General features: G+C 53.9%; 12 protein-coding genes. 10 read left to right on the top strand and 2 right to left on the bottom strand.

From position 1 onward, the window contains the following. From KQI26_RS06505 to KQI26_RS06515, 3 genes are all read left to right on the top strand, one after another. Nucleotides 1-309 (top strand): integrase core domain-containing protein (locus tag KQI26_RS06505; RefSeq protein ID WP_216503786.1); only part of this gene is annotated, 309 nt, incomplete at its 5' end. After that, a complete protein-coding gene (locus tag KQI26_RS06510; protein ID WP_216503787.1) occupies nucleotides 302-1,405 on the top strand; it encodes a recombinase family protein in 1,104 nt (367 codons plus the stop codon). The genes KQI26_RS06505 and KQI26_RS06510, both read left to right, overlap by 8 nt. A gap of 426 nt (nucleotides 1,406-1,831) precedes the next feature. Next, entirely contained in the window at nucleotides 1,832-2,521 is a 690-nt protein-coding gene (locus tag KQI26_RS06515; RefSeq protein ID WP_216503788.1) for an MATE family efflux transporter, read from the top strand. 52 nt (nucleotides 2,522-2,573) lie between these two features. Here the strand turns inward: KQI26_RS06515 and KQI26_RS06520 are convergent, their stop codons facing one another. After that, complete coding sequence (locus KQI26_RS06520; RefSeq protein ID WP_216503789.1) at nucleotides 2,574-3,104, bottom strand: GNAT family N-acetyltransferase; 531 nt, start codon at nucleotides 3,102-3,104, stop codon at nucleotides 2,574-2,576. Between the two features lie 41 nt (nucleotides 3,105-3,145). Next, nucleotides 3,146-4,999 (bottom strand): LTA synthase family protein, encoded by a 1,854-nt coding sequence (locus KQI26_RS06525; RefSeq protein ID WP_216503790.1) that lies wholly within the window; start codon nucleotides 4,997-4,999, stop codon nucleotides 3,146-3,148. Nucleotides 5,000-5,229: 230 nt separating this feature from the next. On the opposite strand from KQI26_RS06525, the gene KQI26_RS06530 reads away from it, so the two are divergent. From KQI26_RS06530 to KQI26_RS06560, 7 genes are all read left to right on the top strand, one after another. Continuing rightward, nucleotides 5,230-5,970 (top strand): DUF2461 domain-containing protein, encoded by a 741-nt coding sequence (locus KQI26_RS06530; protein ID WP_118748071.1) that lies wholly within the window; start codon nucleotides 5,230-5,232, stop codon nucleotides 5,968-5,970. A 32-nt stretch (nucleotides 5,971-6,002) separates the two neighbouring features. Next, nucleotides 6,003-7,931 (top strand): LTA synthase family protein, encoded by a 1,929-nt coding sequence (locus tag KQI26_RS06535; RefSeq protein WP_216503791.1) that lies wholly within the window; start codon nucleotides 6,003-6,005, stop codon nucleotides 7,929-7,931. A gap of 18 nt (nucleotides 7,932-7,949) precedes the next feature. After that, nucleotides 7,950-8,987: a low specificity L-threonine aldolase gene (locus tag KQI26_RS06540; protein ID WP_216503792.1), complete on the top strand. Its 1,038-nt coding sequence runs from the start codon at nucleotides 7,950-7,952 to the stop codon at nucleotides 8,985-8,987. 126 nt (nucleotides 8,988-9,113) lie between these two features. Continuing rightward, nucleotides 9,114-10,994, top strand: coding sequence for a family 10 glycosylhydrolase (locus KQI26_RS06545; protein WP_216503793.1), 1,881 nt, complete (start codon nucleotides 9,114-9,116; stop codon nucleotides 10,992-10,994). A 506-nt stretch (nucleotides 10,995-11,500) separates the two neighbouring features. Continuing rightward, nucleotides 11,501-12,007 (top strand): GNAT family N-acetyltransferase, encoded by a 507-nt coding sequence (locus KQI26_RS06550; protein WP_216503794.1) that lies wholly within the window; start codon nucleotides 11,501-11,503, stop codon nucleotides 12,005-12,007. A gap of 11 nt (nucleotides 12,008-12,018) precedes the next feature. Then, the gene (locus KQI26_RS06555; RefSeq protein WP_216503795.1) at nucleotides 12,019-12,213 is read left to right on the top strand and encodes a hypothetical protein; all 195 of its coding nucleotides are present in this window, start codon (nucleotides 12,019-12,021) and stop codon (nucleotides 12,211-12,213) included. A gap of 226 nt (nucleotides 12,214-12,439) precedes the next feature. Next, nucleotides 12,440-13,576, top strand: a complete 1,137-nt coding sequence (locus KQI26_RS06560) for an aldo/keto reductase (protein ID WP_253292713.1) — start codon at nucleotides 12,440-12,442, stop codon at nucleotides 13,574-13,576. The last annotated feature ends 18 nt before the right edge of the window (nucleotides 13,577-13,594 follow it).

Raw genomic sequence — 13,594 nt, forward strand, 5'->3', positions numbered from 1 at the left:
ACAGACAACGGTTTTGAGTTTACCAACCGTTTTTCGGGCAGCAAGCGTAATTTGCCGACGCTATTTGAAAAAACGGCCGCTGAACTGAATATCCGGCATAAACTGATCCGTCCTTACACACCGCGCCACAACGGAAAGGTCGAGCGCAGCCACCGCGAGGATCAGAAACGCTTCTACTCTTGCCACTCGTTCTATTCCTTGGATGACTTTGCAAAGCAGTTTGCCGTCCACAACCGCCGCTCCAACAACTTGCCCATGAGACCCCTCCGCTGGATGGCTCCCGCTGAGGTCACTGTCCAATATGTTTGACAAACCTACAGGTCGCCTTAACAAGAAAAAACAGCCCGTGAATGACCTTGCTATAAACGATGAGGAAGCGCAGATTGTCAGACAGATCTTCGAGTGGGCGGAATTGTGGGGCTATGGAGCGCAACGAATTGCCAATTTGCTCAATGAAAAGGGCATCAAAAACCGTTCCAGGATGAACTGGCACCCTTCCTCCATTCAGGGGATACTGAAAAACAACCTATACACAGGAATCCTCCAGAATGGCGACGCATGGGCGCAGCGGAAAGACCTTATCATCATTTCTGCGGAGAGATTTGCCAAGGTAAAAAACATGCTGGCAGCTCGCTCTCGCAAGAATGAAGTGATTCGCTCCGCACCACTTAATACCAGAGGAAACTCGCTTTTATCCGGCATGGTGTTCTGTGGACATTGCGGCGCAAGGCTTTGTGTGACGACCAGCGGCAAAGGGAGAAAAAAGCGTGACGGTACGGATACCGTGCGTACACGCTACACCTGCCAGACTAAGAGCAGAACGCATGGAGACTGTGATGGTCAGACCGGTTATACGGTTGAAAGGCTGGACAAAATGGTGGAAGCCGTCATTCTTTCTCTCTTTTCGAAAATGAAAAAAATGGACAAGTCAGAGATTCTTGGAAGTAATTTTCGAAACAGTCAAAACGCTCAAAAGGCTCTCTTGCAGAAGATGAAGCGTGACTACGAAAAGGCTGAGGAGGATTTACGCAAGCTCAAAGGCGAAGTAATTAAAGCCATTACCGGCGAAAGCTCGTTTTCTCCCGAGCTGCTCAACAGCGTAATAGAGGAAAAGAAACATGAGTGCATTCAGCTTAAGGAAACCTACCACAAGGCCGACCGGGAACTTAAAAACGCAGCAAGCCAGCTGACCAGAATGGAAAATCAATATGACGAGCTGCTGGAGTGGTCATCGGCATATAAAAACGCTACTATGGCGGCAAAAAAGATGATTGTGTCGCACTTGATTGAGCGTGTCGATGTATTCAAAGGCTACAAACTCAAAATAAAGCTGAATATCAGCGTTGGGCAATTCTTCGGCGGTCTGAGTGAGCTTGATGAAGATCCCATTGATATCCCAGCATAGGAAAACACCAGTTTCTCTATCATCCATGGAGAAGCCGGTACCTTCTTGACCATTAGCAATTCGCCCCCTCCAGATTAAAATCTTACTAACCTAAGATTCAAAGTGTGTGGGGGCGTACACCACACGGCAGAGTCTGAATGGGGGCATAGAAAACATGGTTCGGGAGAGCGCTTGAATGGCATTCAAGAGGTCAGCGGTTCGATCCCGCTTATCTCCACCAAAACACAAAAATCCGAACCTGTTTGCTGTTGGCAAAGGGTTCGGATTTTTCGTATCTCTGCATGAATTGGAACCGACCCCGGTGAGGGCCGGACGGCGGCGGTATCGTTGAGATACCGCCGCTTTTCCATATATCGAGCTGCCCGCCGGAAAGAACGGACAGGGCATCCCGAACAGCGGCGGCAGCTGCGGCCCGTATGGCGGGGGATGGAAATCAAGGAAGGAATCCGATGCGCCGTCAACGGAGCATCGGAATGCGTCAGTCAGTTGGCGATTGCCATCACAACCGTGGTGTTTAACCGTACGGCCCTGGCGCTGACCGGAGAAGACGGTATTGCGGCGGTCTCCATTATTATGTATTTGCAGTTTCTCTTTATTGGCCTGTATTTCGGATATTCCATGGGCATTGCACCGCTGCTCAGCCATGGATATGGACAGGGCAACATCCAGGTGTGCAGAAAACTGGAGCGGTACAGCTATCGGTTCTTTGCTGTGGCCCCGCCGCTGCTGTATGGGCTGGCCTCCCTATCTGCACCCTTGGCGGTATCCTGTTTTGCACAGCGGGGAACTGCCGTTTGGACCCTGGCCCTGGAGGGGATGAGGCTGTATGGCCTGGGATATCTGGTGGCCGGTCTGAACATTTTCACAGCCATTCGTCTCACTTCTTATGGAAAGGGGCATTGGTCGGCTGTGGTCACCCTGCTGCGGTCCTTTTTGCTGTTGATCGTTTTTCTCCTTTGGCTGCCAAAAGTGTGGGGAATGGCAGGGCTCTGGCTGGCCATGCCTCTGGCCGAGATGATAACGATTGCGGCATCGGTGGGTCTGAACCAGAGTACCACACGGAGTATTCACAAGAAAAATCAGAATATTGTGCCGGGCGATCCGGTGACAGAATAAAAAAAGTGGCCATTGGCCACTTTTTTTATTCTGTCAAATTGGGAGCTGGGAATTATTTCCCCTGATAGGCCGAACGCCACAGGAAGTAGGAGAGGTGATACAGGCCGGTGGGGGAATAGAATTCGTCGTGGTCATACACAAACCCCAGACGAAGGAGCAGTGCCCGGGAAGCGGTGTTTTTGGGATGATGACCGGCAAATACGGCCTGGCATCCCAACTGGGAAAAAGCCCGGTCGATGGTGCGGCGGGCCGCCTCCTGGGCATAGCCTGCATGCCAGTAATCGGGAAGCAGATGGACGCCCAGCTCGAAGATGTCCGCTCCCATGCCATAGGGACGCAGACCGCACACGCCGATAAAGGCCCCGCCTTCCCGGAGAAACACCGGGTGATACTGATGGCCGCAGCGCTGGTATTGTTCGGTTTCCTTTTTCAGACGCTCATCGATCTGCTCCGGGGTCATGATTCCATCGGTTGTGAGAAAATGGGTGACTTGAGGATTTCCCCACAGGGTGTGGGCCAGCTGGGGGTCCTGCTGATCCCACAGGGAAAACTCCAAACGGGGAGAAGCATACAAAACATCCATAAAACAAAACCCGTCTCCCTGAAAGGGAGCCTTTCCGTTATTTATTGTATTTGAGAAGAATAATGCTCGCCCATGGCCCGGTCATAGGAGAGGATGTCCAAAGCATCCCGGCACCGACGCACATCTTTTTTCTCGCCCTCTTCTTGGGTGATCAGCAGAGAATACACCGGCAGGTGACGGAAGGCATCGTCCAGGAAGGACAGATAGGAATCCTTGGGCATGCCCAGGGCGGTAAGGTAGACATCCATCAGATAGCAGGCGCTGAACGGACGGTCGGTGCGCCGTGTATCGCTGCCATCAATGGAGGTGAGGGGCGCCTGATAATTGGTGTAGATGGCATAGTCGGTGGTCAGATTGGAAAGGTCCTCATACAGCGTATCGGTCTCGATGCCGTTGAGCTTTTTATATCCTTCCAGCAAAGGCTGATGGTCGCCGAAGAACAACAGGGCGGTGGGCTTTTCCCGGCTGTCGATATAGTCCAGAAGCTGGCCCAGGGCCTGGTCGGTATCCCGGATGCCCACGGCATAGGCCCGCAGCCCATCCAGCTCCCCTTCGCTGAGCACACCCTCCGGCGCATCAATGAGCCAGGGATCGTTTTCTTCCATGGTCACATAGGGAGAGTGGTTCTGCATGGAAGTGGCCCAGATAAACTGGGGATCATCGGTTTCTTCTTCCAGAAGGGCGATGAGCTGCTGGGTCAGGGTTGCATCGCTGATGTGGATATCCCGGGAATATTCCTCCACCGGCACCGTCAGGTCTTCCTGGAACAGCACCCGGTCAAAGCCCATGGCGGCAAAGGCGTTGGCCCGGTTGTAAAACGAGCCTTTGAAGGGGTGCACATAGGTGCAGTCATATCCTTCGTTCCCGAAATACTCCCGGAAGGAGGGAAGGGTATCCCAGGAAGAGATACCGGCATAGGGGGAGCGAGTGCCCTGCAAAGCGGCGTTGGATGTGCCGCTGAGTACCTCAAACTCGGAAGAGGCCGTGCCGCCGCCGAAGGCGGGCACCACCACCCGGCCGTAGCACCCCTGGGACTGCATCCGCCGGAAGTTCTGGTAAAGGGAGTCGTCCACCTCCAGGCCATCCACCCGGCGCAGATCGAAATAGGATTCGCTCATCACCACCAGAATGTCGGGGCGCACACCGGTGCCGGCCTGAGGCTCATAGGCCGAGAGCAGGCGCTGTACATTGTCCTCTGTGGCCCGCTCGTCGGTGAATTCGTCGTAATAGACCGAGCCGATCAGGCAGTCGATGGAGGTGAGACGAGGCGCATTGGAGCGGGAAGAGGGCACTACACTGTAGGCTTGCAGCTGGGGGTCAAAGATCTGATAGGCCAGGCTGTTTGTGGAAAAAGTGAGCAGGCACCACATGGCCAAGGCGCCGCAGATGACCCGGCGGCCATGGAAACGCACTGCGTCTCCCACCCGCAGCACCCGAAGAAAGTGGATATACAGGCACAGAAGGGGGAATGTGACCAACAGAAGGGGACTGAAGAACATCCCATTTCCCGCAGCGCCCTGGGGCGTCCAAAGGTCATGCAGGCTGAAGACCATGATGACATCGTCCAGGGAGATGCGGGTACCCAGGGCGTAATATTTATAGTAGTCCACCATGGAGATCACATAAAGGGGCACGGACAGCCCCAAAGCGGCCAGCCACGGACGGCGGGTCAGAATGGTCAACAGCACATAGCCTATGAAGATCAGCAGCAGCGCCAGCAGAAAACGAAGCACCCCTGGCAGATCAAAGGAAAAGCGGGGTGTGCGCGGGGCCAGCGATGGGGAGGGAGTCAGGTTGCAATAGAGCACCAGATTCAAAAAAAGGGGAAAAAGATAGAAGCAGACTCGGCGCATATTCTGGGAGGCCAGGTGCGTTAATTTCTGGCGCAGTTTCATGCCCAACACTCCTTTCTGTGGGAGAGACTGTACTAATAACAATAATACAGCTTGAGAAGGGGGAATGCAAGGACAAATCCCCGACGAAATTCTGAATATTCTATGAAGATTATAGGAAGTTTTGTGAAAAAAGGCAAGAAGGAACTGTTTTGACTGTGTCTTTTTCTTGACAAATTCCGGGGGAAGGGGGAAAATAAAAATCACAGTATGTTGTCGAAGGAGGAAAAAGAGTGGCTTTTTCCAAGGAAGCGCTGGATTTTTTGATGGAAAACAAGCTGCGGGACAGCAAAGAATGGTTCCGGGAGCATCGGAAGGACTACGACCGGCTGGTGCTGGACCCCATGCGTCAGCTGGTTCTGGAGCTGCAACCCGGGGTCTGGAAGCTGGACGACAGCCTGATCGCCGAGCCCAAAGTGGGCCGTTCCATCTCCCGGATCTATCGGGATACTCGCTTTACAAAGGATAAATCCACTTTCCGGGATGTGTGCTGGTGCGTTTTCCTGCGGGAAAAGAAGCTCTATCAGGGGCCGCCGGCTTTTTATTTTGAGTTTTCCCCCCGCTTTGTCCGCTGGGGCTGCGGTTATTACCGGGCCAGCCCACGGGATATGGACACTTTGCGGGGGCTGATTTTGCGTCAGGACCCGGATTTTTATAAGGCCGACAAAGCTGTGGGGAAGAATGGCTATTTCCTTTTGGAAGGGGATCGGTACAAGCGGAGCAAATTCCCCCAGGCCCAGGGCCGGGAAAAGCTGTGGCTGGATCAGAAGAATGTGGCGGTGGCCCATACCTGCTCGCCGGAGGAGGCGGAGATCCTCTTTTCGCCCCAGCTGGCGCAGAAGCTGGAAAAGGATTTTAAAAAGCTGCAGCCGGTGTATGACTTTTTCCGCAAAGTACAGACGCTCTCGTTTGAGCAGACCCAGCAGGAGGATACTCCTCTGCCCAAAGCGCCCCGGCAGCAATTCGATTGGTAACAAAGAAGAGAAAGGAAGGGATCGTTTCCCTCATGAAATTATTCAGCCTTGTGTCCACGGCCTGGCAGAGGGGAGAAGATGCTTCCCCCGGCTGGAAGCAGTGGTTCGTTTTTCAGAAAAAGCCCTTGGAAAGCTGGAGCACCTGGAAAAAGGTGCTTTTTTGGGTGTATACCGGTCTGCTTTACGGGGCGGCCACCTTTGGAGTGGTCGTGATCAGCCTGGCCTTTGCCGCCTCGGAATACGGCGGGGAGATGTTTGAGAGCTATTTTGAATTTCCCCTTCTCATCTTCCTCAATGCACTTCCGGTGCTTTTGCTGGGGGCGCTGCTGTATTTTCTTCTGGGGCGGGCCTGGCTGGCCTTTTTGCTTCAGAGCATTGTCATTTTAGGCGGCACTTTTGTCAACTGGTTCAAACTGAGTCTGCGCAATGACCCATTGCTGTTTGCCGATGTGCTTCTGGTGCGGGAAGCCCAGAACATGGCGGGACAGTATGAAATCATTCCCACCGCCGGGATGTGGCTCTCTGTGGCCGGCGTGCTGGCGGTGACGGTGCTGTTTTTCTTTTTCCTGCGGGGCAAGCCCCATCCCCTGGTGCGTACAGGCGGCGCCCTGGCCGTGCTCATTCTCGCGTTCCTGGTCAGCGGCAAATATGCCGACGACAATCTGTACAGCTACGATGCAGCCACCGACAACTCGGAACGCATCAGCCCCTGGTCGGATACCCAGGTCTATATTTCCAGAGGCTTTGTCTATCCCTTCCTGCACAGCATCACCGACGCCATTGACCGGCCGCCGGAGGGCTATGACGAGGATACCGCCCAGGCCATCATGGAAGGCTATGAGGATGCCCACATCCCCGAGGACAAAAAGGTCAATGTGATCTCCATCATGCTGGAGGCCTACAACGATTTCAGCAAGTTTGAAGAAGTGAACCTGGCCTATGATGCCTACGAGGAATACCACAAGCTGGAGGAAGAAGGCATTTCCGGCAATCTGGTGACCAACATCTTCGCAGGGGGAACGGTGGACACCGAGCGGTGCTTCCTCACCGGTTACTCCCAGCTGAACAACTTCCGCACCAACACCAATGCCTACCCCTGGTATTTCCGGGACGAGGGCTACACGGTGGAGGGCAGCCATCCTTGTTTTAAGTGGTTCTACAACCGGGAAAACATCAACCAGTCTCTGGGGTTTGAAAACTATTACTTTGTGGAAAATTATTATGAGCAGTTCACCGGCGGGGAAGTGGCCTTGGACGAAGTGCTCTTCCCGGAGATCATCAATTTCTACGAAGAAAACAAGGAAACCGGCAAACCCTATTTTTCTTTTAATGTGAGTTATCAGGGCCACGGCCCCTATGACAGCGAGCAGTATTGGTGGAGCCCCAAGGACATCTTTATTGATAACAGCGACGGCAAGCTCACCGACAGTCAGCAGTGCATTCTGGAAAACTATCTGGGCTCCATCTGGAACACCAATCAGAATCTGGCGGCCTTCTTCGATTATTTCCGGGAGGAAGAAGAGCCGGTGGTCATTGTGCTCTTTGGGGATCACAATCCCTGGATGGGAGATGACGGAGAGATCTACGACGCCTTGGGCATCAATATGGATCTGTCCACCAAGGAAGGGTTTTTGAATTACTATTCCACCCGGTACCTTATCTGGGCCAATGACGCGGCCAAGGAAGTGCTGGACAATGACTTTTCCGGGGAAGGCCCGGACATCGGCCCCTATTTCCTGATGAATCTGCTCTTTGAGGAATGCGGCTGGGAAGGCCCTGCCTTTATGCAGATGACCGATGAAGTGATGGACAGCGTTCAGGTGGTCCATTCCAGCGGCCGGTATATGAAGGACGGCCAGGTGGAAGAGCATCTGGAGCTGGAGGACCGGGATCTGGTGACAGACTATCGGAATGCCCAATATTATTGGCGCAAACATTTCCATAAAAAAGAAGAGAATTAGGAAAAGGAGAGAGGAAAGATGATCCGTTTCAACTGTGACTATTCCGAAGGGGCTCATCCCCGGGTGATGGAACACCTGATGGAGACCAACATGGAACAGACGGCAGGGTATGGGGAAGATCCCCATTGCCAGCGGGCCGCCCAGCTTATCCGGGGGAAATGTGGCCGGGAGGATGTGGATGTGCACTTTCTGGTGGGGGGTACCCAGACCAATCTGACGGTGATCTCCGCGGCCTTGCGGCCCCATCAGGGTGTGATCGCCGCCGAGACCGGCCATGTGAATGTGCATGAAAGCGGCGCCATCGAGGCCACCGGCCACAAGGTGCTGGCCATTCCCGGCTGCAAAGAGGGCAAACTGACTGCCGAGCAGGTGCGCAAGCTGGTGGAGGATCATTATAACGACGAGACCCAGGAGCATATGGTGCAGCCCAAGATGGTGTACATCTCCCATCCCACCGAGTTGGGTACGCTGTATACCAAGGCCGAGTTGGAAGCCATCAGCGCCGTGTGCCGGGAAAAGAACCTGTTCCTCTATGTAGATGGAGCAAGACTGGGTTATGGCATCACCGCGCCTGGCACCGATGTGACCATGGCCGATCTGGCCCGGCTGTGCGATGCCTTTTATATCGGCGGCACCAAGGTGGGGGCGCTCTTCGGGGAGGCCCTGGTGATCGCGGCTCCGGCCCTCAAGGAGGATTTCCGCTATTTCATCAAGCAGAAGGGCGGCCTTTTGGCCAAGGGACGGCTGCTGGGCGTCCAGTTTGAGACCATGCTGGAAGACGGGCTGTATGAGGAGATGGGAAAGCATGCCAATGAGGCCGCTGCCATCATCCGCAAGGCCTTTGCAGACAAGGGCTTCCCCTTCTTCTGCGATTCTCCCACAAACCAGCAATTCCCCATTTTGCCCGAGAATGTGATGAAAAAACTCAGCGGAAAATATGCCTTTGCCGATTTTGGAAAGGTGGACGAAAACCACCACGCCGTGCGTTTCTGCACCAGCTGGGCCACGCCCCTGGAGCACGCCCAGGCGCTGGCCGCCGATGTGGCAGCCCTGTAAGCAGGCAGAAGATACCACAACCGGGGACTGGTTGTGGTATAATGGCTTTGGTCGGCCATAACGCAGCCGGTCTCCGGCTTTTTGCCGGAAAAACAGAACAAAACAACATAGGATGGGAGAAAGAATATGAAACATTTGCGAAAACGGCTGTGGGCCGGTCTGTTGGCAGGGGTCATCCTGCTGATGGGGGCCTGCGGCGCCGGTGTAAAAACCGAAAAAAGCCAGAATCCCGCCCGGGAGGATATGAAGGCTGTTTGGGTGTCCACTGTGTACAATTTGGACTATCCCACCAAAGCCACCACCGACCCGGCCGCTTTGAAGAGCCAGGCCGATTCCATTTTGCAAAATTGCGTGGATATGGGGATGAATGCAGTCATTCTGCAGGTGCGCCCCTCCTGTGACGCGCTGTATCCTTCGGAGATCTTCCCCTGGAGCCGCTATCTCACAGGCAGCCAGGACCAGGCTCCCCAGGGAGATTTTGACCCGCTGGCCTATTGGGTAGAGAAGGCCCACGAGCTGGGACTGGAGCTCCACGCCTGGATCAACCCCTTCCGGGTGACCAAAAGCGGCGACAGCGAATACCAGAGTCTGTCGGCTTCTTCTCCGGCCAAGCAGCATCCGGAATGGCTGGTGCAGCACGAGGGGAACAACTATCTGAATCCTGGTCTTCCGGAGGTGCGGGAACTGGTGATTCAGGGGGCCGAGGAGCTGGCCCGGAACTATGACATCGATGGACTGCACATGGACGATTACTTCTATCCTGGCCAGGACTTTGATGATGCTGCGGCTTTCCAGAAGTACGGCGGGGACTTTTCCGATCTGGGAGACTGGAGAAGAGACAATGTGAACCGGCTGGTGAAAGAGCTGGGAGAGCGTCTCCATGCCATCGATCCTGAATTGTCCTATGGCATCAGCCCGGCCGGTGTATGGGCCAACCGGAACAGTCTGCCCGAAGGCTCGGCCACCAATGGCAATGAAACCTATTTCAATGCCTATGCCGACAGCCGCAAGTGGGTAAAGGAAGAATACATTGATTACATCTGTCCCCAGATCTATTGGTACATCGGCCACAAGGCCGCCGACTATGACACCCTGGTCCGCTGGTGGGCCGATGTGGTGGACGGCACCGATGTGCGGCTGTATGTGGGCATGGCCGATTACCGGGCCGGCAACAGCAGTCCCTCTTCTCCCTGGTATGGCGTCAAGGCCCTGGAGGATATGCTGGCCCTCAACAAGACCATTCCCCAGGTGTCCGGTGAAGTGCATTTCCGCTATCAGCTGATGGTGCGGAACCCGGAGATTGTGACACTGTATCAGAAGGAATACGCCCGGCCGGATGAACCGGACACTCCGGAGGAGCCGGAAGAGACCGTGAAGCCTGTGCTCAATCGGACAGACCACGGCGCCTATATCCAGGGCGCCGAGGGGCTGTTCCGGCCGGGGGACTCCCTCAGCCGGGCCGAGGCGGTGGCTATGTTGGCCCGGCTGACGGTGGATGAAAACGGCCAGGCCCTTTACCAGGAGGAGGAGAGCTATCCGGTTTCCTTTTCCGATGTGGCCGGGGATAGCTGGTATGCTTCTTATGTGGGGTTTGCCCGGAAATACAACATTGTAGGGGGCTATGAGGACGGCACTTTTCGTCCCGATCAGCCGGTGACCCGGGCCGAACTGATGAAGATTCTGGCGGCCTATTTCCCTGGTGAGACGGGCAGCGCCTCTTTCGTTGATGTGCCGGAAACCCACTGGGCCTATCAGGCGGTGGCGTTTGGCGCCGGAAAGGGCTTTGTGGCCGGTTATGAGGACGGCACCTTCCGTCCGGACCAGCCGGTGACAAGAGCCGAAGCGGTAAAAATGATCAACGGTGCCCTGGGCCGCATCCCGGAGGAAGGGCATCTGGCGGAGCTGATCTCCCGGAATCCCTTCCAGGATGTGGACGAAAGCCACTGGGCCTACGGCAACATTCTGGAGGCCTCTGTGGCCCACGATCCCGATGGCACCCTGGCATAGAGACACAAAAAAAGAAGCCCTTTTGCCGTGTGCCGATAAGACAGTAATCTGAGAAAACTACAAAATCGGCATCTGCCAAGCAGGATTGGACAACAAAACAGGCGGCACTCAACTTCGGTTGGGTGCTGCCTGTTTTTGTACAGCTAAGGGCTGAAAATCGCCTATTTTCTGTTCTGTAAGGTAAGGACAGTAAAAAGGGTGAAATAGTTATCGCCTCTGCGTGGTTCTTTTGTGAAACAGCGAATCGCTGCATAGCGGATACCGTTCGCTGGGGAGTGCGTATATTTACGGTCGTACAAAATACCCCTCAAAACCGTAAAGTCGATAGGTGGGTATTTCGATGCAGAGTATGTTCGACACTGGGGAAACTGAAAATCAGCTTATATTCGTGGAAAAGTTATATTTTAGGGCGATAAATTCTGGGTATCGTATTGAAAACAGAGCTATCCTTGTGATACAATGTGTGTACACACTAACGGCCGGGAGGCAAGGGAAGGAGTAACCAAGTGAGAATACAACATAAAAATCTAACAATCCGCCAAGCCGAGGTTGCCGATGCGAAGCAGCTTGCCGCTTGGTGGAATGATGGTGCTGTGATGGCACACGCAGGCTTTCCCAACGGCCTGGGAACGACCGAGGAAGAAGTTGTAAAAGGACTTAGAAACGGTCTTCTGGTCGTTGAGGAAAGCGACCGTCTGATTGGCGAGTGCAATTACCACAATGTGTCAGATGGAGTTGTAGAAATTGGCATTAAGATCTGCGAAACCGATTGTCAGAACCGTGGTGTTGGCAGAAAGGTTTTGAGTATGCTGATCAATTGGCTGTTCAGAAACGGCTATGCCAAAATCATCCTCGATACGAACTTGACGAACACAAGAGCGCAGCACGTTTACGAATCACTTGGATTCCGCAAGGTACGAACCAATATCGATTCATGGAAAGACCAGCTCGGTCGGCTTCAATCATCGGTTGATTATGCGCTGGTTGAGCAGGATTTTGTCAGTTATGAGTGAGAGAGACACCTATGCCGAATAAAGCAGATCGCAAGCGACCGATACAGGTCAAATTTTTCGTAGATGAAAGAGAACTCGGCTTGATAAAGGCGAGGATGGCGCAGCTTGGTATAGAGAATATGAGCGCTTACCTTCGGAAAGTGGCGATCGACGGATATGAGGAAAAACCGGATATGCCTGAACTCCGTGAGCCGAAAAATCCCTGACGCACTTTTCAAGATGGAGTGATGTTCAGCTCCGCAGGAGCGCAGCCGATTTCTCTGAAATCGTTCAGGGGTTTGGGGGATTTCCCCAACAAGTTTATTGTGGATTCCCCAAAGAAATTGTCAAGGAGAAACAAAAAAATGTTGACTTCCACCCCACTCCAGGCGTTACAATAAAGATAATAAAAATGCGGGATGAATCCCGCCTGTGAAAAAGGAGGAACCTCAAATGATTGCCATGCGGAATTATAAAGACACCGACGATAAGGTTTCCCTGCTGGGCTTTGGTCTGATGCGTCTGCCCAAGATCGATTCGGAGAAATCCGACATCGACAAGGAAAAGGCCCAGGAGATGATCGACTATGCCTATTCCCACGGGGTCAACTATTTTGACACTGCTTATCCCTATCACGAGGGCAAAAGCGAGCTGTTCGTGGGCGAGGCCATGAAGAAATATCCCCGGGAGAGCTTCCATCTGGCCAGCAAAATGCCGGTCTGGCTGGTGGAAAAGCCGGAGGATACCCTGAAATATTTTGAGGAGCAGCTGAATAAGTGCCAGGTGGAGTATTTTGACTATTATCTGTGCCATGCCCTCAACCATGACCGCCTGGAGATCATCAAGAAGAACCATATCTTCGAGACCCTCCAGAAGGAAAAGGAAGCCGGCCGCATCAAGCATCTGGGCTTCTCCTTCCACGGCACCATCGAAATGTTGGAAGAGATCGTAAACGCCTATGACTGGGATTTTGCCCAGATCCAGCTGAACTACTATGACTGGGATATGCAGAATGCCAAGCGGGAATATGAGATCCTGGAAGAGCACGGCCTGCCTGTTGTGGTAATGGAGCCTGTGCGCGGCGGCGCTCTGCACACCCTGTGCCCCGAAGGCGTCGAGATGCTGAAAAAGGCCGATCCCAATGCTACACCTGCTTCCTGGGCCCTGCGTTTTGCCGCCAGCCTGCCCAATGTGCTGGTGGTGCTCAGCGGCATGACCACCATGGAGCACATGAAGGACAATGTGGCCACGGTGGACGATTTTAAGCCCCTTACCGAAAGCGAAAGAGAGCTTTTGTTCAAGGTGGCCGATGTGTATAAGCAGAGCAAGACCGTGCCCTGCACCGGCTGCCGCTATTGCATGGATTGTCCCGCCGGAGTGGACATCCCCGCCGTCTTCAAGATCTACAACCAGTACTGCGTCACCGAGAACAAGGCTCAGTTCCTGGCCGATTACGAAGCTGTGGGAGACAGCAAACAGGCGCATCACTGCGTGGCCTGCCGCAAGTGCTGCTCGCAGTGTCCCCAGTCCATCGACATCCCCACTCGCATGGAGGATGTGAAAGCGCTGTACAAAAAGCTGAAAGGCTAAAAAGTACATATGCAAAGA

This window comes from Intestinimonas sp. MSJ-38 (assembly GCF_018917925.1).
Lineage (GTDB): Bacteria > Bacillota > Clostridia > Oscillospirales > Butyricicoccaceae > Pseudobutyricicoccus.

Excerpts from the sequence above, each read along its gene's own strand:
- KQI26_RS06560 (WP_253292713.1), top strand. The coding sequence starts at position 12,440 with ATGATTGCCATGCGGAATTATAAAGACACCGACGATAAGGTTTCCCTG.
- KQI26_RS06540 (WP_216503792.1), top strand. The coding sequence starts at position 7,950 with ATGATCCGTTTCAACTGTGACTATTCCGAAGGGGCTCATCCCCGGGTG.
- KQI26_RS06520 (WP_216503789.1), bottom strand. The coding sequence starts at position 3,104 with ATGGATGTTTTGTATGCTTCTCCCCGTTTGGAGTTTTCCCTGTGGGAT.
- KQI26_RS06535 (WP_216503791.1), top strand. The coding sequence starts at position 6,003 with ATGAAATTATTCAGCCTTGTGTCCACGGCCTGGCAGAGGGGAGAAGAT.
- KQI26_RS06525 (WP_216503790.1), bottom strand. The coding sequence starts at position 4,999 with ATGAAACTGCGCCAGAAATTAACGCACCTGGCCTCCCAGAATATGCGC.
- KQI26_RS06510 (WP_216503787.1), top strand. The coding sequence starts at position 302 with ATGTTTGACAAACCTACAGGTCGCCTTAACAAGAAAAAACAGCCCGTG.
- KQI26_RS06515 (WP_216503788.1), top strand. The coding sequence starts at position 1,832 with ATGGAAATCAAGGAAGGAATCCGATGCGCCGTCAACGGAGCATCGGAA.
- KQI26_RS06555 (WP_216503795.1), top strand. The coding sequence starts at position 12,019 with ATGCCGAATAAAGCAGATCGCAAGCGACCGATACAGGTCAAATTTTTC.
- KQI26_RS06545 (WP_216503793.1), top strand. The coding sequence starts at position 9,114 with ATGAAACATTTGCGAAAACGGCTGTGGGCCGGTCTGTTGGCAGGGGTC.